This window comes from Streptomyces sp. NPDC101227 (genome assembly GCF_044767545.1).
Classification (GTDB): domain Bacteria; phylum Actinomycetota; class Actinomycetes; order Streptomycetales; family Streptomycetaceae; genus Streptomyces.
This window is the reverse complement of the sequence record NZ_JBIWOD010000002.1, coordinates 171,970-190,369: the sequence shown is the minus strand read 5'-3', so window position 1 is coordinate 190,369 and position 18,400 is coordinate 171,970. Positions and strand designations below refer to the sequence as shown.

Here is an 18,400-nt window from a genome sequence, read left to right as displayed (position 1 = left end):
GCTCCAGGCCGTCCCACGGGGGGACCCATGGCGTCGAACGAGCTCGATTCCCATATACCGGTGTTCCGCGGAGCCGGACACCTGCTGCGCCTGATAGCCGATCTGGTCCGCCGGCCGCGGCGTCGCGAGTGTCCCGAACCGGTGCGGCACCGGGGCGTGGCGCAGGGACGGGAAGGCCTGCCCGTGCTGTGTCTGGTCGGCGGCGGCGACCACACCCAACTCGCCAAGGGCATCAGCTACTTCCTCAGCCACGCCGATCCCCGCCGGGTCCCGCACGTACTGCACGATCTCAAGGGCGAGAGCACGCCCGCGGACCCGGAGTCGGTCGAGGCGGTGCGGCACACCCTGGAGCGGCTGGCGCAGGGCTTCGCCCTCAGTGTCAACGGCAACGACGGCCGGGTCCGCTTCCGCCGGTTCGGCCTGGTCAACTGGCTGATGCAGACCGGTGCGGGCGGCGGACCGCACTATCCGGGCGGGCTGGAGGGCAATGACCACTCCCTGTTACAGGGGCTGCGCGAACGGGAGTTCCGGCGCCGGCGGCTGTTCGGGCTGCTGCGGTCCCCGGAGACCGAGCTGACGGTGGACGGCAATGTGCCGTGGTGGGTGTGGCTGTTCGCGGTGCATGTCTTTCCGCTCGCGTGGTTCCGGGTGCGCCGCGGGCTGGGCCGCGAATACCGGTGGCTGCTCAACCAGCCCTATCTCGCGCCGCGCGACCCGGGCACCTTCATCGGGTTCGCCGAGCGGCTGACCGCACCGCACCACCAGGTGGAGGACCCCGAGCAGTTGCGCAAGCTGATGGTCAACGCCTTTCTGGAGGACCTGCGGGGGGCGTTCCGGCGGCGCATCTGGCGGCCGCGGACGGCCCGGCGCACCGCGTACTGCGTGGCGCTGCTCGACGGTACGGCCGCCGGGAACTGCGGCTATGCGCTGATGCAGGCGGTCATCGACGTACGCAACGAGACCGGCGCCTTCGATCCGCTGCTGGTCATCGGCTGCGGCGCCGAGCCGCCCGCGGCCGGCTCGCAGGTCCGCGCGGACTGGGGCCACAGCTCGCTGTGGGAGCTCAACGACCGGCTCTACGGCGGCTGGCGGGACACCTTCCTGCACACCGGCCGGGCCCGCAACCGCGCGCCCTGGTATCTGCCGGTGACCGTCCCTGAGCTGATGCCGCCGTCCCAGGAGGAGTACGAGCTGACGCGGCGGCTGGAGGTCGGCCAGGACGCCCGGCTGCGGATCCCCGAACCTCCGCTGTGGGCGCGCCGGGCGGTGTCCGTGGCGGTGGCGTGCGGTGTGACCGTGGCGCTGCTGGGGGCGGGCGGGCTGGTGCTGCGGGGCGAGGCCGCGTACCGGCAGGCGCACTGCGGGCTGAGCCGGTTCGCGGACGACGCCGGCACCCTGCGGACCGCGGAGACCGGCGAGTGCATCGGAGTCTCCCGGCACGGATTCACGTTCCACTCCCCCGACCCGGCGCTCAACGAGACCCTCGCGAAGATCTCCGAGCAGAACGGCCGCGCCGACGCGGCACACCGGGCGGCGCCGGAGCGCCCCTTCATCACGCTGATCCATCTGTCCGCGCTGCTGAGCAGTACGGGCAAGAGCAGCGCGCAGCTCGCCTATGGGCGCGAGGCGCTGCAGGGCGCGGCGAGCGCCCAGTCCCGGCAGCTGCGCAGCACCGGGAGTTCGGAGCCGATCCTGCGGATCTTTCCCGCGAACGCCGGGTCCGGGATGCGCTTCGGCACCCGGGTGGTGGAGATGCTGGAGGTGCTCAAGCGGCAGGATCCCTCGATCGTCGGGGTCACCGGGCTGGACCAGAGCCGGCAGGCGACCAACCGGACGATACGGAAGCTGACCGAGGTGGGGCTGCCGATGGTGGCCACCACCCTGTCCGCGGATTCCCTGGTGCGGCAGTCCCCGATGTACTTCCAGGTGTCGCCGCAGAACTCCCGCGAGGCGGAGGTGGCGGCCGCGTACGCCGCCCATGTCACCGAGACCACGGGCAAGAACAAGAAGAAGCAGGTGCGGGTGATCGGCTCCGCCGACCCGAGTGACACCTACAGCAAGACGCTCAGCGCCGATGTCGCCACGCGGTTCCGGGCCCGCGGGTTCACGGTCGAGATGGTCTCGTACACACCGCCCCCGGCTCCGGGCGTCGACCCGGTCTCGGACGCGCCCGGCGCGGGGGCGGTGGGCCAGCGGACCTGCTCCTACTCCGGGCTGGTGTTCTTCGCCGGGCGCTCGGAGGACTTCGAGACGCTGCTCAGCGGGATCAACGAATCCTGCAATTCGGCACCGCCGCTGCTCATCGGCGGCGACGACGTGGCCCGGCTCGCCGCCGACGCGGAGCGCCGTACGCACTATCCCGGCATCCCGTACGACTTCCTGGACTTCACCCTCGGTTCGGCGCGCTGCGACGGCACCAGCGAGCTGTACGCGGAGATGAGCCGGCTGTTCCCGGAGGAATGCGCGAAGGTGCCGAGCTCCTCGCTCGACGGTCATGCGGCGCTCGGCTTCGATGCGGTCAAGCTCTACATCAACGCGGTCAAGCAGCTGCGGGAGGAGGCCGCGGGGATGCCGCTGACGCCGCCCGCGGTGTGGCATGCGATCAGCGGGGTGCACGGGGACGAGGCGCTGGACGGGGCGAGCGGGATCATCAGCTTCGGCGGCGATGTGGACCGCCAGGTGCCGCTGGACAAGCTGCTGTCGGTACAGCACATCGACGCGCGGGGCCGGCCCACGCAGGCCGGCTTCTGCGGGCGGGTCGGCGGACGGCAGCAGGCGGCGTGGTGCCCGAAGTGGGAGCCGGAGAAGGGCGGGTGACGGCCGTCGCCCCGGCCCGTGTGCTCATGGTGCCGTGACGGTGAACAGGCCGCCGTCGGGGTCGCGTATGACGGACTGGACGCCCCTGCCGTCGGGGTTCGGGGTGATGGGGGTGACGGTGCCGCCCGCGGCGACCGCGGCCGCCGTCACCGCCTCGATGTCGCGGACCGGGAAGTAGACGTGCCACCGGGGGCGTACCCGCGGATCGGGGGCCGCCTCGACGCCGCCGCCGCGCAGGGCGGCGACCATGTGGGTGCCGTCGCTCACGATCACCTGGTCGTGCTCGTAGGTGACGTCGCAGCCGCCCGGCTCCTTGGAGGCCCAGTCGAAGACCTCCGCGTAGAAGATGGCGGCCTCGAAGGCGTCGCGGGTGCGCAGCTCCAGGCAGGCCGGGGCGCTGCCGTGGCCGACCGACCAGGCCATCGTCTGGCCTTCCCAGAAGCCGAAGGTCGCGCCGTCGCGGTCGGCGGCGTGGGCGGCGCGGCCGGGGCCGAGTTTCAGCGGGCCGACGGCGACCGTCGCGCCGCGTTCGCGGATCCGGGCCGCCGTGTCGTCCGCGTCGGCCACCGCGAAGTACGAGGTCCAGGCGACGGCTACCTGGAAGCTGGGGGCCAGCGCGCCGATGCCGGCCACGGGCTCGCCGTCGGACAGCGCGACGGAGAACTCGTCCCCGAGGCTGGCCGGGCGGAACCGCCAGCCGAGGACCGCCGAGTAGAACTCCTGCGCCGCCTTGAGGTCGCGGGCCATCAGGCTGACCCAGCACGGGGCGCCGCGCACGGGAACGACGGGCTCATGGGGGGACATGAGAATCTGCCTCCTCGTACTCACCGCCCTTCCCCCACTCTGCCAGCGACCCGCCGTACGGGCGACCGCGCGCCCGTTCCCCCACCCGGCGCAACCACCAACGGCTCCCGCCCCACCCCTCACCCGCCGGACCCCAGAGCACACCCCGCAAACACCCCCCACCCAGCGCAACCACCAACGGCCCCCGCCCGGGCCCGCCACGATGCGGGGCGCCAGAGCGGTCCCCCACAAAACACCCCCCACCCAACGCAACCACCAACGGCTCCTCCCCGGGCCCACCACGACGCGGGGCGCCAGAGCCGTCCCCCACAAAACACCCCCCACCCAGCGCAACCACCAACGGCTCCTGCCCGGGCCCACCACGATGCGGGGCGCCAGAGCGGTTGTGCCCATGTTGATCAGGCTCGATCCTGTAGGTACTGAACCGGGCTGGGTTGATGCCATGAACGCATGGAATGCGGTGGAGAGCGCCGACTTCCGTGGTCCCCTCGACGTCACCAGGGCGGCCACAGCGGTGCTCGACGCCCACAACCTGGTCGTCGGGTGGAGCCCGGCGGCCGAGCGGCTCCTCGGGTACCGGGCGGACGAGATCGTCGGGCGGCCCCTGGAGACCCTGCTGCCGTCCGGGCCCGGCTCCGCCGGGCAATCGCCGGCGCAGACGCTGGGCGACGTCTCCCGTACCGCGCGGCACCGCGACGGGCGGCTGCTGTCGGTGGCGACCGCGATCTGTCCGCTGGCCGACACCGGCGGCGGTACCGGCGGCGAGCCCGCCCGCGTCCTGGTGGCGGCCGAGCTGGACGGGCTGCGGGCCTGGGAGTCGCAGCAGGCCATGCTGCACGGTCTGGCCACCCAGTCGCCGGTGGGCCTGGCGATCTACGACACAGAGCTGCGGCTGACCTGGTTCAACGCCACGTACGGGCGGGAGATCGGGCTGCCGCTGCGGGACTTCCTGGGCAAGCGGGCCGATGACCTCTATCCGCGGGGCGTGTTCGTCACGGAGGGGTATCCGAGGAACACCCAGGGGGTGATGGGGCAGGTCCTGGAGTCCGGCGAACCGGTCGTCGATCTGCACTTCGTCGGGCAGCTGCCCACCGACCCGGGGACCGACCATGTGTGGTCGTGCTCCTACTACCGGCTGCAGGACGCCGACGGCCGGGTGCTGGGGGTGTGTGAGGACGCCTTCGACATCACCGACCGCTATCAGGCCCAGCGGCGGCTGAACCTCCTCGTGGACGCGGGCGGCCGGATCGGCACCACGCTCGACATGGCCGTCACCGCCCGGGAGGTCGCCGAGGTGGCGGTGCCGAAGTTCGCCGCCGCCGTCACCGTCGATCTGGTGCAGTCCATCCTGGAGGGCGAGGAGCCGGGGCACGGTGTCGGACTGCCCACCCTCGTACGGGTCGCGGCACGGTCGGGCGTGGAGACGACCGGCGGGGTGCCCGGCAGCGCCCACCAGGTCGTCTATCCGCCGGGCTCGCCGCAGTACCGCAGCCTGTCCTCCGGCGGGATGGTGCTGGTGGAAAGCACCCTGGTCGTGCCGCTGCGGGCCGGCGGCACCCCGCTGGGCCTGGTCACGTTCGTACGCGGCGAGCACCCCTCCGTCTTCGACAGCGGCGAGATCGAGCTGGCCGACGAGCTGGTCACCCGTACGGCGGTCTGGCTCGACAACGCCCGCCGCTTCAACCGCGAGCACTCCGCCGCGCTCACCCTCCAGCGCAATCTGCTGCCGCAGCATCTGGCCCCGCAGTCCGCGGTCGATCTGGCGTACCGCTATCTGCCCAGCGACAACCGTGCCGGGGTGGGCGGCGACTGGTTCGACGTCATCGGGCTGTCCGGCACCCGGGTGGGGCTGGTGGTCGGGGATGTGGTCGGCCACGGCCTGGCCGCGGCGGCCACGATGGGGCGGATGCGGACGACCGTACGGGCGCTGGCCCGGATGGATCTGGCCCCCGACGAGCTGCTGGGGCGGCTGGACGACCTGGTGGGACAGACCGCGGACGACCGGACGAGCACGCCGGGCTCCGACACCGACGACGATATGGCCACCGGCGTGACCTGCCTGTACGCCATCTACGACCCGGTCTCGCGGCGCTGCACCATGGCGCGGGCCGGGCATCTGCCGCCGGCCGTCGTGACCCCTGACGGCAGGCTGTCGTTTCCGGATCTGCCGGCGGGCCCGCCGCTGGGGCTGGGGGGCCTGCCGTTCGAGTCGCTGGAGGTCGAGCTGCCGGAGGGCAGCCTGCTGGCGCTGTTCACCGACGGGCTGGTCGAGGGGCGCGACCGGGACATCGAGGCGGGTCTGGACACTTTGGGCCGGGTGCTGCTGGATCACCGCCGGCCGCTGGACGAGCTGTGCGACCGCGCGGTCGCCGAGCTGCTGCCCACCGGGACGGCCACCGACGACTCGGCGCTGCTGCTGGTGCGGACCCGCGAGCTGGACATGGGGCAGGTGGCCGCCTGGGAGCTGCCCGCCGAGCCGGAGGCCGTGGGCCGGGCCCGCGAGCTGGCCACCAGGCAGCTTGCGGGCTGGGGCCTGGAGGAGCTGTCGTACGCCACCGAGCTCGTGGTCAGCGAACTGGTCACCAATGCCGTACGGCACGCCTCGGGGCCGCTGCATCTGCGGCTGCTGCGCGATCTGACGCTGCTCACCGAGGTCTCGGACACCGGGCACACCTCACCCCACCTGCGGCACAGCGCGAGCGACGACGAAGGCGGCCGGGGGCTGTTCATCGTCGCCCAGCTGGTCCAGCGCTGGGGGACCCGCTACACGCCGTACGGCAAGACGATCTGGACCGAGCAGGCCTTCCCGGCGGACTATCCGGGGGCGCCGCGCCCGGTGGGCTGAGGTCCCGGCCGGTCGTCGCCGGCGGTACGCCGTGCGGGTGCCCGTCGGCGGGCCGATGATGGAGTCAAGCGGCCGCCCAGGGACTCGGCGGGCGCGGAAAAAGGAGGACCTGTGACGAGCAACGGGAGCCAGAACGCGGCCGAGCACCGGCCGACGCAGCTGTACACGGGTGGCGAGCGGCCCTTCGACCCGGAGGACCTGGTGAAAGCGTCCGGACGCGAGCCGACGCCCGCGAGCCTGGAGTGGGCGAAGCGGCTGATCGATGAGGAGGGACCGGCCGCCATCGAGCGGTATCTGCCGTGATGTCCTGATCGTCACGCCGCGGAGGCATGCGCAGACCGTGCGTATGCCTGCGCGGCTCCGCGCGCGTCACGAGGCGGGTGCGCCCCGCCGGGCCGCGAGTGAACCCAGGGCGGCCGGCTCATCCACTTCCGCGGGGACGGCCGGAGCCCGGCCGCCACGCTGCGCGCGAGGGCGAAAGGCGGCCCCGAGCCGATCATGACGCGTTTCGCACCCTGTTCATCTCTCAACTATTGGTAAATGTCGGCCAATTCGACGCGAATTTTCAGCCACGCCGAGTGTTGCGCTAGGTGAGCACCAACAGCGCGGCGACGCCTCGTTCCGGCCACTTCCCCCGCCCGAGCTCGCCACTTTCCCCGCACCCGTGACGCGCTCCTGACGTATCCCTGATGCATCGCCGATACGTTCCCTAGATGTTCACGCAAAAGTCACTGTCCGTACACCAAAAGGACACACCTTGCGGCTATCTGACGGCCCGCCAGATCAGCGTGAAAACGTCCAAAGACCAACTGCGATTAGCGGACGCTACTTTCCGGAAGCGTGTGATCACATGTAGCGTTCGACTGGACCTGAGCCGTGGCTTTGCAACACGTCACGGCTGACCACGGGCCTGGGCGCGCGCATGCTTCCGGCACGGACGGAGCTATGGCCCCGCTGACCACACCCGCATCACAAGTGCCGGTTGGCCAATCCGCATCGGTACCGCATCGCGCTCGCCCTCCAGTGCCCCCGAAAATCGAACGTCGAGCACCGCCATGTCTCTGTCCGTACACGCCTGCTTTGCAAGAGGAATGGGCCCAGATCATGTTTATGAACTCCTCGACGACCCTTGTCTTGCGACCAGAGTCAGAGTTCGGCCTCCCGGCCGACGCCGCCCCCGACGACGGGCCTCCCCTGGCGGTCGACCGGCTTCCCGACGGCAAGTGGCAACTCACCCTGCACGACCTCGAACCCGTTTCGGTTCACCGGCTTCCGGACGAGGTGCACATCATCCTGGCGCCGGCCTGCGAAGAACCGCCGCTGCCCACCTCCGCGCAAGCCCCCGCGCGGCCCACGGCGCCACCACCGGATCCGATCACGATCGATACCGCGGCCCGCACCGTATCCGTTGAAGGCCGCCAACTCAGCCTCCCCCGGCTGGAATTCGACCTGCTTTCCCACCTGGTGCTGCACCCACAGCGCGCCTTCACCCGGCAGCAGCTGATGGACGCCCTCTGGCCCACCTGCCAGTCCAGCGCCCGCACCGTCGATGTCCACATCGCCCGACTGCGACGACGCCTGGGACCGGGCCTCCGCGATTCCATCAGCACCGTGTTCGGCATCGGCTACAAGTACCTGCCCACGCCGTAGACGGCGGATTCTGCGACAGGACGACAGGCACGGCCGCTTTTCGGCCCCGCGCCCTTGCACCGGCGCCCCCTTTTCGCCGGTGCAGGGGCCGCGGCGAGCCCTCACTCGGCCGTGCCCGCCGCCGCAAGATGCGCCGGCGTTCCGGTCCCGGGCTCCTTGCGCACGAAGGCGCGCCGCAGGGCGTGGTACGGCTGGTCGGGCTCGAAGAAGTTGGCGTGCATCCGGGCCAGTTCATGAGACCGGTAGGCGGCGAGCGGCCGATGCGCCTCGTCCCGTTCCCGTTGTGCCTTCTTGGCGGCGATCCGCGGCTGGCAGGCGGGCGCCGAGGCGAGACGGGTGGCGAGATGCGCGGTCTCCGCGGCGAAGTCCTGTGGGGCGCAGTCGATGACGCGGTCCACCAGGCCGAGGCGCTGTCCCGTGGCGGCGGTGACCGGCAGCGCCCGTTCCATGAGCCGCGCGGCCGCCTCGGGACCTGCCCGGCCCGGCAGGGTGTAGGTCCAGTACTCGGATCCGTACAACCCCATCAGCCGGTAGTGGGGGTTGAGCACCACGGCCGAGCGGCACCAGACCTCGTCGGCCGCGAGGGCCAGCATCGCGCCGCCGGCCGCGGCGTTGCCGCCGAGCGCCGCGACCACCAGCCGGTCGGTGGTGGTCAGGACGCCATGGACGAGGTCGTCCATGGCGTTGATGTTGGCCCAGGACTCCTCGGCGGGGTCCGGGGCGGCCTCGATGACGTTGAGGTGGATGCCGTTGGAGAAGAAGTCGCGGCAGCCGCCGAGGACCAGCACGGAGGTCGGCCGGGTGCAGGCGTGCCGGTAGGCGGCGAGCAGCCGGCGGCAGTGGTCGGTGCTCATCGCCCCGCCGGGGAACGAGAAGCGCAGGAATCCGACGGCGCCGTCCTCGCGGTAGCGGATATCGGCCCAGGTGCGGGGGCGGCCGGGTCCCGTACGGGATCCGTCGCCCGGCTCCAGCGGCGCCGGGATCTCCAGGAGGGGCGGCAGCCGGTCGCCCAGGGCGAGGGTCGCGGGCAGCTTGACGGGGGCGGGCCCGTCCGGGGTGCGTGGCAGGCGCAGTTCGGGGATCCAGACCGCGCCGTCGGCCGTCGCCCGGCAGAGCGCCCCGCACCGGGTGGCGAGCAGCTCGCCCGGCTCGCCGGTGAGGACGTCCTCGGGGTGGCCGCCGTGCAGGAACCAGGTGCCGCCGAGCAGTTCGTCCCGTACTCCCGGCTGTGAGTCGGCGGCGCGCAGCTTCCGCACGACGGTCTCGGTCGGGTCGGCGCGCCAGTCGATACGGCGCGTGTCCTGGCGCAGGGGCGGCCGTACGCGGCCCGGTTTTTCGGCGGCGGGCAGCGAGTGCTGCGGGCGCGGCCGGTAGGTGCCGGAGGCGAACCGGTCGACGGCGGTGCGGACCGCCGCCAGGGCCGCGTCCGCGATCTCGTTGCGGTACAGATCGCTCTTGCCGGCCTCGGGAACGGGGCAGTCGGCGGTGGCCCACACATCGCCGGCGTCCATCTCGTCATTGGCCTGGAGCACCGTGACGCCCCAGCGGTCCGCGCCCAGGTGCACCGCCCAGTCCACGGAGGACGGCCCGCGGTCACCGAGGGGACCGGGGTGCACGATCAGGCACGTGTACGCGGACCACACCTCCCGTGGGACGGCCGTCTTGAGCATCGGCGCGATGACCAGGTCCGGGGCGTGCCCGCGCACCATTTCGAGCAGCGGCGTCCGCCGGGTGACGAGTTCCACGCTCACCTGGTGTCCGCCGTCGGTGAGTTCGGCGAAGACCCGCTGCGTCAGGCTGTTGAACGCGCCGGCGATGAGCAGAATGCGCACGGCAGACTCCCCTGGGACTGGAACCGATGACTGATCGTGATCGTTCCGCAGGAGCGGTGGCGGGCCGCCGGACCCGCGCGGCGGGTCATCCGATCGATGGACGCCGGGCGGCGCAGTGACCGGCAGCGCTTACCCTTGATTGACATCGACTTGGTGATTCTTTTACGTTCGGAGACCCGGGAGGCGCGCCCCCGACGGCCGGGCACCCGCGGCGCACGACCAGCGAAACACGACGTCATTTCCCGTTATCACAGCGGAAACCTGATGGGTGCAGTCTGAGTGCACCTGTATCGGGACGGAGGGCGATGATGCGGAAGGGAACCGGCATATCCAGCACCACCGGCATATCCGATGTGCCCGGCATCCGGCTCCGCCGCCTCTGCCGTATCCCGCTCGCCATCGTCGTCGCGGTCCTCGCGTGCGTACTGGCCGCCGCCACGGCCGCACCCGATACCCCGACGCTTGCCCTGCCGGCCACTCTGGCGCTCAAGTCCGCCGGTAGCGCCCCGGTCATCGGCGACGTCGACGACCGCAGCGGGGAATGCGCCGAGTCCGGGGGCGAACGCGGCCGGTCACGCCGCGCCGCGCGCACTTCGGCCGGCATTCCGCAGCACACCGGCCGGCCGCTCCCGCCCTGCCGCACCGACCCGACCTCCGCGCCCGCCGTAGCCTCCGGCCCCCCGCAGGGCCGGGGCCCGACGCCGGCCGCCGCCCACTCCAGACCCCGCCAACTCCCCGTACTGCACTGCATCTCCCGCTGCTGAGCGAGGCCGTGGTGGCCCGCCCACCACTCGCGCACCGCACATTCACGCCACCGCGCGGTGGCACCACTCATCAGCAGGAGACCTCCTCATGGAGACCTTCATCCAGCATGCCCGCGGCCGGACAGCCCGGATCGCCGAACGGAGCGAGGAGCGGGAGGCCTACGGCCGGCTCGCCGAGGGGCAGTCCCCGCTCGCCCTGTTCATCACCTGTTCCGACTCCCGGGTCGTGCCGTCCCTGATCACCGGAGCGCGGCCCGGCGAACTCTTCGAACTCCGCACGGCGGGCAACGCCGTGCCCGTCCACCAGGAGGGCATGGCGGCCAGTTCGGAGGCCGCCACCATCGAGTACGCGATGCGTGTCCTGGCCGTCGCCGACATCGTGGTCTGCGGTCACTCGCACTGCGGAGCGGTCGGCGCGAAGGCCCGCAACGAGGACCTCACGGCGGCGCCCGCCGTACGGGACTGGCTCACGCAGCAGCTGTCCGACGAACTGCCCGGCGACGCGGAGCCGATGGTCACCGCCGCGGTCCAGCACCATGTCCGCGAACAGCTCGAGCGGCTGCGCGGGTACCCCTGCGTACGGGAACGCCTGACGGCCGGCGAGGTCCGGCTGCACGGCTGGTTCTACGAGGTGCACACCGGCCGGGTGTCGGCGCACGACCCGGCCGCCGACGCGTTCCTCCCGCTGTGAAGGCGGGTTGGAACATGAGGCGGCAACTCGGCGAACTCACCGCCTTCCGGGCGGACCTCACGGCGTCCGTCGTCGTCTTCCTGGTGGCCGTGCCGCTGTGTGTCGGGGTCGCGGTCGCCTCCGGCGTCCCGGCCGAACTGGGCCTGGTCACCGGCGTCGTCGGCGGGCTGCTCACCGGGCTGCTGCCCGGCAGCAGCCTCCAGGTCAGCGGGCCGGCCGCCGGGCTGACCGTGCTGGTCTTCGAAGCGGTCAAGGAATACGGCATCGGGGCGCTGGGCGCGCTGGTGCTGGCGGCCGGTGCCCTGCAGCTGGCCATGGGCGCGCTCCGGCTCGGGCGCTGGTTCCGGGCCATCTCGGTCGCCGTGGTCCAGGGCATGCTCGCCGGCATCGGCCTGGTCCTGATCGCCGGGCAGCTCTACGCCCTCACGGACGCCAAGGCACCGGGCAGCGGCCTCGCCAACCTCGGCGCGCTGCCCGGCCTGGTCGCCGCCACCGCGGGGTCCGGCCCCGCGCTGACCGCCCTCGCCATCGGTGCCACCACCATCGCCGTCCTGGTGCTGTGGCCCCGCTGGAAGCGCGCCGCGCGGATCCTGCCCGCGCCGCTGGCCGCCGTGGCACTGGCCACCGCCGCGGTGTGGGCGCTGGATCTGCCCGTGGCGCGCGTCGAGGTCAGCGGTCTGCTGGAGGCGATCCAGCCGCCCGGCCTCGCCGACCTAGGCCGGCTCACCGAGATCGGCGTGATCGGCACGGTCCTGGCCTTCGCGCTGATCGCGTCGGCGGAGTCGCTGTTCAGCGCCGCCGCGGTGGACCGGCTGCACGACGGTCCCCGGACGGACTACGACAAGGAGCTGATGGCGCAGGGCGCGGGCAATGCGGTGTGCGGGCTGCTGGGCGCGCTGCCGATGACCGCGGTGATCGTCCGCAGCGCCGCCAACGTCCAGGCGGGGGCCCGGACCAAGGTCTCCCGCGTGCTGCACGGCGGCTGGCTGCTGCTCTTCGCGGCGGCGTTCCCGGCGGCGCTGGGCGTGGTGCCGGTGGCCGCGCTGGCCGGCGTACTGGTCCACGCGGGCTGGAAGCTGCTCCCGCTGCGCGATCTGCGCCCCCTGTGGCGCGAGCACCGCGGCGAGGCCGTTGTCCTGCTGGTCACCGCGCTCGCCATCGTCACGGTCAATATGTTCGAGGGGGTGCTCATCGGTCTTCTGATGGCCGTCGCCAAGACCGCTTGGGAGACCTCGCACGTCCACCTCGAGATTGACGATCCGCAGGGCGCGGGACCGGTCGTCGTACGGGTCCTGGGCAATGCCACCTTCCTGCGGCTGCCCAGGCTCCTCGACCAGCTGGAGGCGCTCCCCCGGGACCGGGACGTCGATCTCGACCTGAGCGGCCTGCGCCATCTCGACCATGCGTGCGGCGCCGCGCTGTCCAACTGGGCCGAGCAGCACCGTCGCAGCCGCGACCGTTCGGCGGAGCTGGTCCCCTGACCCCTCTTCTGGCTCCCTGAGGGTCCCGGAGAGGGAAACGGACACACCGTCAATCTCCCGGTCCGCCATGGCCGATGATTCCGTTGGCCGTGGGCGGGCCGGGAGGTTGCGTTTCGGGGCCCGGCCCGGACCCGACACGACGGCGCGGACGGGAATGATTGCGCGGCCGCGGTTGTTGGGCCAGGGTCGTGGCTGCCGTGCGCGGCGCGGTCGGCCACGCGGCCGATGTCGCGATTCTTCGAGGATGGGACGGACAGCATGCCTCTTGAGGGTGAGTACGAGCCGAGCCCCGCGCAGTGGGTGCGTGATCAGGTCGAGTTGTATGAGAGCTCGGGCGGCACGGAAGGGACCACGATGCGCGGGATGCCCGTCGTCGTGCTGACGACCCGGGGCGCGAAGAGCGGGAAGATCCGCAAGAGTCCGCTGATGCGGGTGGCGCACGACGGCGTCTATGCGGTGGTGGCCTCCATGGGCGGCGCCCCCAAACACCCGGTCTGGTACCACAACCTGGTCGCCGACCCCCGGGTGGAGCTCCAGGACGGGCCGGTGCGCCAGGACATGACGGCCCGTGAGGTCACCGGGGAGGAGAAGGACGTGTGGTGGGCCCGCGCGGTCGAGGCCTTCCCCGACTACGCCGACTACCAGGAGAAGACGGAGCGCCGGATCCCGGTGTTCGTGCTGGAGCCGGCGACGTCCAAGCACTGACCGCCGGGCGCCGGGCGGGCGGCCGCACTGTCAGTGCGGAGCGGCCGCCTACAGGCCGACGAGCGTGACCTCCGTGGCCTTGACGCTGGTCCAGATGGCGGCGCCGTCGGCCAGGCCGAGCGCGAGGGCAGCCTGCGGGGTCACCTCGGCCACCAGGTCGGGGGCCGCCGGCGAGGTGACCAGGAGGCGCAGCCGGCTGCCCGCGGAGGTGATTTCGGCGACCGTTCCGGGCCAGACGTTGCGGGGGCTGCCCTCGGGTTTGCCGATGTGGACGGCGACCGCCTCGGGGGCGATGATCGCCAGGGCCGGGACGCCGTCGGCGAGGTGGTCGGCGGTGATGAGCTGACCGCCTCCGGCGAGGGCGAGGCCGTCGGCGCTGGCGGTGCCGGGCCAGGCGTTACGGCCCAGCATCCGGGCGACCCAGGGGGAGCGGGGGTGCCGGGTGACCTCGGCGGGCGGGGCGTCCTGGAGGGTGCGGCCCTCGTCCAGTACGAGGACCCGGTCGGCCAGCGAGACCGCTTCGACGGGGTCGTGAGTGACGATCAGACAGACCCCGCCGAAGCCCGCCAGGTGGCGGCGCAGGGTGTGCCGTACGTGCGCGCGGGTGGTCTGGTCGAGGGCGGCGAGCGGCTCGTCCAGCAGCAGCAGTCGCGGCCGGGCGGCCAACGCCCTTGCCAGGGCGATGCGTTGGGCCTGACCGCCGGAGAGCTGGGCGGGTTTGCGGTGGGCGAGATGGCCGACGCCGAGCCGGTCCAGCCACTGCTGGGCGGCGCGTCGGGCCTCGGCGCGCGGGGTGCCATGGGCGCGCAGCCCGTACGCGGTGTTGGTCAGGGCACTCAGATGCGGGAAGAGCGCGCCGTCCTGCGGCACCCAGGCGACGCCGCGGCGGTGCGGGGGCAGCGCGCTGACGTCGGTGTCGCCGAGGCGCAGCGTGGCGTGGGCGCGCGGGGTCAGGCCGAGGAGGGCGCGCAGCAGGGTGGTCTTGCCGGCGCCGTTGGGGCCGACGACGGCGATGGTGGTGCCCGGATCGGCGTCCAGGGTGAGCTGGTTGAAGCCGGTGACGTCGGCGTGCAGCGGCCAGCGCTCCTGGTGGGCCTCGGCCGTGGTGGCGGGCTCCCCGGGTGCGGCGGGCAACGCAGGTGTCGAAGGGGACTCGGTGTCATCGGTGCGTACGGCGCGGGCCGGGCGGTCGGTGCTGCCGGCGGTCCAGCGGCCGCGCAGGGCCACCAGGACGGCCATGGCGATGACGAGCAGCAGCAGGGAGACGGAGGTGGCTGCTTCCGGGGAGTCCTGGAGCAGCAGATAGACCTGGAGCGGGAGGGTCTGGGTGGTGCCGGGGAGGTTGCCGGCGAAGGTGATGGTGGCGCCGAACTCCCCCAGGGCGCGGGCCCAGGTCAGCGCGGCACCGGCGGCGAGGCCGGGGGCGACCATGGGGAGGGTGACGGTGCAGAAGACCCGTACCGGCGAGGCGCCGAGGGAGGCCGCGGTCTCCTCGTAGCGGGGGCGGAGTCCGGCGAGGGTGCCCTCCAGGCTGATGACCAGGAAGGGCATCGCGACGAAGGTGGCCGCGACCACGGCGCCCGAGGTGTGGAACGGCAGGGTGATGCCGAAGGTGTCCTCCAGCCAGGGCCCGAGCAGGCCGCGGCGGCCGAAGCCGAGCAGGAGGGCGACACCGCCGACGGTCGGCGGCAGCACCATCGGCAGCAGGACGAGCGAACGCACCAGCGCCTTGCCGGGAAAGCTGACCCGGGCCAGCAGCCAGGCCAGCGGCACCCCGAGAAGCAGGGAGAGCCCCAGCGCCCAGAAGGAGACCAGCAGCGAGAGGCGGAGCGCTTCGGTGACGCCGGGGCTGGTCAGATGCGTGCCGAGGTCGCTCCAGGTGGTCCTGGCGAGAATGCCGAGCAGCGGCATCAGCAGGAAGGCGACGGCGAGCAGCGCGGGCACGCCCAGCGCGAGGGGGGTACGGGTGCCGGGCGTGCGCGAGGGTCTCATCGGGATTCCAGGAGAGATGGGCGGGCCGGCGGCGTACTGCGCGGGCGCCGCACGGGCCCGTCCGCTCCCCCGAGCCGGACGGACCCATGCGGCGCACGGGGACGGTTACGGCTTCTGGAAGCCCGCGTCCCGGAGGATCTTCTGCGCCTCGGGGCTGCTCAGCCACTTCACGAACGCGGTGGCGGCCTTGCCGTGCTCGGAGTAGTTCAGGGCCGCGGCCGGGTAGGAGGCGACGGCGTTCTGCGCGTCGGGGATGTCGATCGCGTCGACCTTCTTGGGCGCGGTGGCGGCATCCGTCTTGTAGACGAGACCGGCGTCGGCCTCGCCCATCGCCACCTTGCTGAGCACGGCGCGGACGTTGGGCTCCTGCGAAACGGCCTTGACCGTGAGCTTCTGGGCGTCCAGGACCTGCTTGCTGTAGCGGCCGACCGGCACCTCGGGCGCGGCGAGGACGACCTTCAGCTTGCTGTCGGCGAGGTTCTTCAGGCCCGCGATCTTCTTCGGGTTGCCCTCGCCGGTGGCAATGACCAGGCGGTTCTTGGCGATGACGGTCGGCTTGCCGGTGTCGGGCTTGAGGCCGTCCATGGTCTTGGTGTCGGCGGTGACCACGGCGTCAGCCGGTGCGCCCTCCTTGACCTGGGCGGCCAGTTCCTGCGAGCCGGCGAAGGAGAACTTCACCTTGGTGCCCGGGTGCTCCTTCTCGTAGACCGCGCCGGCCTTGGCGAAGACATCGGTCAGCGACGAGGCGGCGAGCACGGTCAGATGCGCCTTCGGGACGTCGGACTTGTCGGCGGCGGCGTCCTTCTTGGCGTCGTCCTTGCCGCAGGCGGCGAGCGGAACGAGCAGGGCGGCGGTGACCAGCGCGGCAGCGGTACGGCGTCGGGTGACGACACGGGACATGGGCGGGACTCCTTGTGACGCGGGCGGCGGGTGCCGTCCGAGCGGATGGGGAAAAGCCGCGCCGGGGACGGCGACGCCGCTGGGGAGGGCAGCCGACCGGTGGGGACGGTGGGTGCGGGTGCGGTTGAGCGGATGGGGATGCCGCGGTGGCTCAGGAGCGGGGTGTCACGCGGCGGTTCAGGTGCGGTCGATGTGCACGCTGGTGGACTTCACACGGGCGGTGGCCTGCATGCCGACCTCCAGTCCCAGTTCCTCCACCGCTTCCCGGGTCAGCAGGGACACAAGGCGGTGCGGTCCCGCCTGGATTTCGACCTGTGCCGCCACATCGCCGAGCTTGATGGCGGTGACGATGCCCGGGAAGGCGTTACGGGCCGAGGTGTAGGAGGCGTCGTCCTCACCGGTGGCGGCCTGTGCGACCTCGATGGAGAACGCAGCCAGGTCCCGGCCGTCGATCAGGCGGCGGCCGCCGTCGTCGCGATGGGTGGCGACCTTGCCGGCGTCCGCCCAGCGACGGGCGGTGTCCGGGCTGACGCCCAGCAGTCGCGCTGCCTGGCCGATTGTGTAGGACTGCATGTGCGACAAGATATGCAGCATTGGCTGGCATTTGCAATTCTTTTGGCGAATGTATATAGCAGCCGCCAGGGGCATTGGAGGAAATGCCAAGGCGACTTCTCGCCACCCCTTGCCTCCCGCCTGCGTTTTGCCAGGTGAATTCCCCCTCACCCTTGCACCTGCAATGTGTGCCCGGACGACTGCGCAGAGTGTAGTTAGAGTGCAAGGGGCGGCGACATTGCGGGAAAAACCCCGGCATTCGACTCCGCTCCCCTTTCCGCATCCGATTCCGTACATGAGGCGCCCACCATGAGCCTGAGCATTCGCAATCACCTCCCCGGCATCGTCACCTCCGTCACCACCGGCGAGGTCATGGCAACCGTCAAGGTCCGCCTGGACGGCGGTCAGGACATCACCGCCGCGATCACCCGGGAGGCGGCCACGGAGCTGGGCCTCGCGGCGGGGTCGGCGGTCCGCACGCTGATCAAGTCCACCGAGGTCGCACTCTCCGTCGGGTCGGTCGACGGCCTGAGCATCCGTAACCAGATCCCCGGCACCGTCGAGGGCGTCGCCACCGGTGGCGCGATGGCCGGGGTGAAGATCAGCGTCGCGGGCGGCGAGCTGACCGCCGCGATCACCAAGGAGGCCGTCAACGACCTGGAGCTGACGCCCGGTTCGCCGGTCACCGCGCTGATCAAATCCACCGAGATCTCCCTCGCCACCGCCTGAGCCCGGCGCACTCACCCTTCCGGTACGGCGCAGGTGCCGACCCAGATCCCGGTGATGGCGCTGATGTACCGCGCCCCGCAGCGGTCCGAGGGCACCACGAGCTGGCTGCCCGCCTCGTCCAGCGCGCGCCCGTCCATGGCCGTGGCCAGCAGGACCGGCGCATCGCCGAAGTCGGCGTCCAGCTCCGCCCAGGAGAGCACCGCGTGGTGGCCGTCCCCGCCGGTGACGGCGAGCAGGAAGCGGGAGCGGTCCTTGCGCCGCCGGGCGTCGAAGGCCGGCCCCGCCGCGTCGAGGACCTCCCTCAGCAGCGGCCCGTCGAAGGTGTGGTGCTGCGGCCCGTTGGTGGCGCAGTCGAAGACCACCTCGGCGCGCCGCTGCGCCCATCGCTCCCGGAGGTCCCCGACAGTCAGCGCGAGCGGACGGTGCAGCTGACCGCGGATCACCAGGCGCCGGGGGCCGGAAGCTGTGCCGTCCGGCGGCGTCGGGTGTACGGCGATGGGGCGGGGCGGCGGGCTGAGTCGGCTCATTCGAGTCCCCCTTGAGGCTGTTCGCGTGGCGACTGCCTCCCTGTGATGCCCGACCGAACCGCATCCGAACCACGGATGCCACCCTGGTATGCATTTTTACCTCGCGTGTGT

At 72.2% G+C, this 18,400-nt stretch carries 15 protein-coding genes; 9 read left to right on the top strand and 6 right to left on the bottom strand.

Features of this window, described 5'->3' with window-relative positions; genetic code table 11:
* Positions 1 to 27 precede the first annotated feature (27 nt).
* Positions 28 to 2,817, top strand: coding sequence for an ABC transporter substrate-binding protein (locus tag ACIRPT_RS04705; RefSeq protein WP_403822202.1), 2,790 nt, complete (start codon positions 28 to 30; stop codon positions 2,815 to 2,817).
* A gap of 24 nt (positions 2,818 to 2,841) precedes the next feature.
* Here the strand turns inward: ACIRPT_RS04705 and ACIRPT_RS04700 are convergent, their stop codons facing one another.
* On the bottom strand, positions 2,842 to 3,621 hold the full coding sequence (locus ACIRPT_RS04700) for a VOC family protein (RefSeq protein WP_403822200.1): 780 nt from the start codon (positions 3,619 to 3,621) through the stop codon (positions 2,842 to 2,844).
* A 442-nt stretch (positions 3,622 to 4,063) separates the two neighbouring features.
* On the opposite strand from ACIRPT_RS04700, the gene ACIRPT_RS04695 reads away from it, so the two are divergent.
* The 3 genes from ACIRPT_RS04695 to ACIRPT_RS04685 all read left to right on the top strand — a co-directional run bounded on the left by ACIRPT_RS04695 (position 4,064) and on the right by ACIRPT_RS04685 (position 8,116).
* Positions 4,064 to 6,466 carry a SpoIIE family protein phosphatase gene (locus ACIRPT_RS04695; protein ID WP_403822197.1) on the top strand — a complete coding sequence of 801 codons (2,403 nt, stop codon included), beginning with the start codon at positions 4,064 to 4,066 and terminating at the stop codon, positions 6,464 to 6,466.
* A gap of 111 nt (positions 6,467 to 6,577) precedes the next feature.
* A complete protein-coding gene (locus ACIRPT_RS04690; protein WP_403507600.1) occupies positions 6,578 to 6,769 on the top strand; it encodes a hypothetical protein in 192 nt (63 codons plus the stop codon).
* 831 nt (positions 6,770 to 7,600) lie between these two features.
* Positions 7,601 to 8,116 carry a winged helix-turn-helix domain-containing protein gene (locus ACIRPT_RS04685; protein ID WP_403822195.1) on the top strand — a complete coding sequence of 172 codons (516 nt, stop codon included), beginning with the start codon at positions 7,601 to 7,603 and terminating at the stop codon, positions 8,114 to 8,116.
* A 101-nt stretch (positions 8,117 to 8,217) separates the two neighbouring features.
* Here ACIRPT_RS04685 and ACIRPT_RS04680 read toward each other — a convergent pair whose 3' ends face one another.
* Positions 8,218 to 9,948 carry an enoyl-CoA hydratase-related protein gene (locus ACIRPT_RS04680; RefSeq protein WP_403822193.1) on the bottom strand — a complete coding sequence of 577 codons (1,731 nt, stop codon included), beginning with the start codon at positions 9,946 to 9,948 and terminating at the stop codon, positions 8,218 to 8,220.
* A 305-nt stretch (positions 9,949 to 10,253) separates the two neighbouring features.
* Between ACIRPT_RS04680 and ACIRPT_RS04675 the strand changes: the two genes are divergently transcribed.
* From ACIRPT_RS04675 to ACIRPT_RS04660, 4 genes are all read left to right on the top strand, one after another.
* Entirely contained in the window at positions 10,254 to 10,712 is a 459-nt protein-coding gene (locus ACIRPT_RS04675) for a hypothetical protein (protein WP_403822190.1), read from the top strand.
* An 88-nt stretch (positions 10,713 to 10,800) separates the two neighbouring features.
* Entirely contained in the window at positions 10,801 to 11,403 is a 603-nt protein-coding gene (locus ACIRPT_RS04670) for a carbonic anhydrase (protein ID WP_403507606.1), read from the top strand.
* Positions 11,404 to 11,417: 14 nt separating this feature from the next.
* A complete protein-coding gene (locus ACIRPT_RS04665) occupies positions 11,418 to 12,884 on the top strand; it encodes a SulP family inorganic anion transporter (protein WP_403822186.1) in 1,467 nt (488 codons plus the stop codon).
* Positions 12,885 to 13,142: 258 nt separating this feature from the next.
* Complete coding sequence (locus ACIRPT_RS04660; protein ID WP_403822183.1) at positions 13,143 to 13,589, top strand: nitroreductase family deazaflavin-dependent oxidoreductase; 447 nt, start codon at positions 13,143 to 13,145, stop codon at positions 13,587 to 13,589.
* A gap of 48 nt (positions 13,590 to 13,637) precedes the next feature.
* Here the strand turns inward: ACIRPT_RS04660 and ACIRPT_RS04655 are convergent, their stop codons facing one another.
* From ACIRPT_RS04655 to ACIRPT_RS04645, 3 genes are all read right to left on the bottom strand, one after another.
* A complete protein-coding gene (locus ACIRPT_RS04655; RefSeq protein ID WP_403822180.1) occupies positions 13,638 to 15,581 on the bottom strand; it encodes an ABC transporter permease in 1,944 nt (647 codons plus the stop codon).
* A gap of 105 nt (positions 15,582 to 15,686) precedes the next feature.
* On the bottom strand, positions 15,687 to 16,481 hold the full coding sequence (modA, locus tag ACIRPT_RS04650) for a molybdate ABC transporter substrate-binding protein (RefSeq protein WP_403822178.1): 795 nt from the start codon (positions 16,479 to 16,481) through the stop codon (positions 15,687 to 15,689).
* Positions 16,482 to 16,658: 177 nt separating this feature from the next.
* Complete coding sequence (locus ACIRPT_RS04645; protein ID WP_403822175.1) at positions 16,659 to 17,054, bottom strand: molybdopterin-binding protein; 396 nt, start codon at positions 17,052 to 17,054, stop codon at positions 16,659 to 16,661.
* Between the two features lie 288 nt (positions 17,055 to 17,342).
* On the opposite strand from ACIRPT_RS04645, the gene ACIRPT_RS04640 reads away from it, so the two are divergent.
* Complete coding sequence (locus tag ACIRPT_RS04640) at positions 17,343 to 17,762, top strand: molybdopterin-binding protein (RefSeq protein WP_403822172.1); 420 nt, start codon at positions 17,343 to 17,345, stop codon at positions 17,760 to 17,762.
* 11 nt (positions 17,763 to 17,773) lie between these two features.
* Here the strand turns inward: ACIRPT_RS04640 and ACIRPT_RS04635 are convergent, their stop codons facing one another.
* Complete coding sequence (locus tag ACIRPT_RS04635) at positions 17,774 to 18,289, bottom strand: molybdopterin-dependent oxidoreductase (RefSeq protein ID WP_403822169.1); 516 nt, start codon at positions 18,287 to 18,289, stop codon at positions 17,774 to 17,776.
* Positions 18,290 to 18,400 lie beyond the last annotated feature (111 nt).

Excerpts from the sequence above, each read along its gene's own strand:
- ACIRPT_RS04705 (WP_403822202.1), top strand. The coding sequence starts at position 28 with ATGGCGTCGAACGAGCTCGATTCCCATATACCGGTGTTCCGCGGAGCC.
- ACIRPT_RS04700 (WP_403822200.1), bottom strand. The coding sequence starts at position 3,621 with ATGTCCCCCCATGAGCCCGTCGTTCCCGTGCGCGGCGCCCCGTGCTGG.
- ACIRPT_RS04695 (WP_403822197.1), top strand. The coding sequence starts at position 4,064 with ATGAACGCATGGAATGCGGTGGAGAGCGCCGACTTCCGTGGTCCCCTC.
- ACIRPT_RS04675 (WP_403822190.1), top strand. The coding sequence starts at position 10,254 with ATGATGCGGAAGGGAACCGGCATATCCAGCACCACCGGCATATCCGAT.
- ACIRPT_RS04670 (WP_403507606.1), top strand. The coding sequence starts at position 10,801 with ATGGAGACCTTCATCCAGCATGCCCGCGGCCGGACAGCCCGGATCGCC.
- ACIRPT_RS04665 (WP_403822186.1), top strand. The coding sequence starts at position 11,418 with ATGAGGCGGCAACTCGGCGAACTCACCGCCTTCCGGGCGGACCTCACG.
- ACIRPT_RS04660 (WP_403822183.1), top strand. The coding sequence starts at position 13,143 with ATGCCTCTTGAGGGTGAGTACGAGCCGAGCCCCGCGCAGTGGGTGCGT.
- ACIRPT_RS04655 (WP_403822180.1), bottom strand. The coding sequence starts at position 15,581 with ATGAGACCCTCGCGCACGCCCGGCACCCGTACCCCCCTCGCGCTGGGC.
- modA (WP_403822178.1), bottom strand. The coding sequence starts at position 16,481 with ATGTCCCGTGTCGTCACCCGACGCCGTACCGCTGCCGCGCTGGTCACC.
- ACIRPT_RS04645 (WP_403822175.1), bottom strand. The coding sequence starts at position 17,054 with ATGCAGTCCTACACAATCGGCCAGGCAGCGCGACTGCTGGGCGTCAGC.
- ACIRPT_RS04640 (WP_403822172.1), top strand. The coding sequence starts at position 17,343 with ATGAGCCTGAGCATTCGCAATCACCTCCCCGGCATCGTCACCTCCGTC.
- ACIRPT_RS04635 (WP_403822169.1), bottom strand. The coding sequence starts at position 18,289 with ATGAGCCGACTCAGCCCGCCGCCCCGCCCCATCGCCGTACACCCGACG.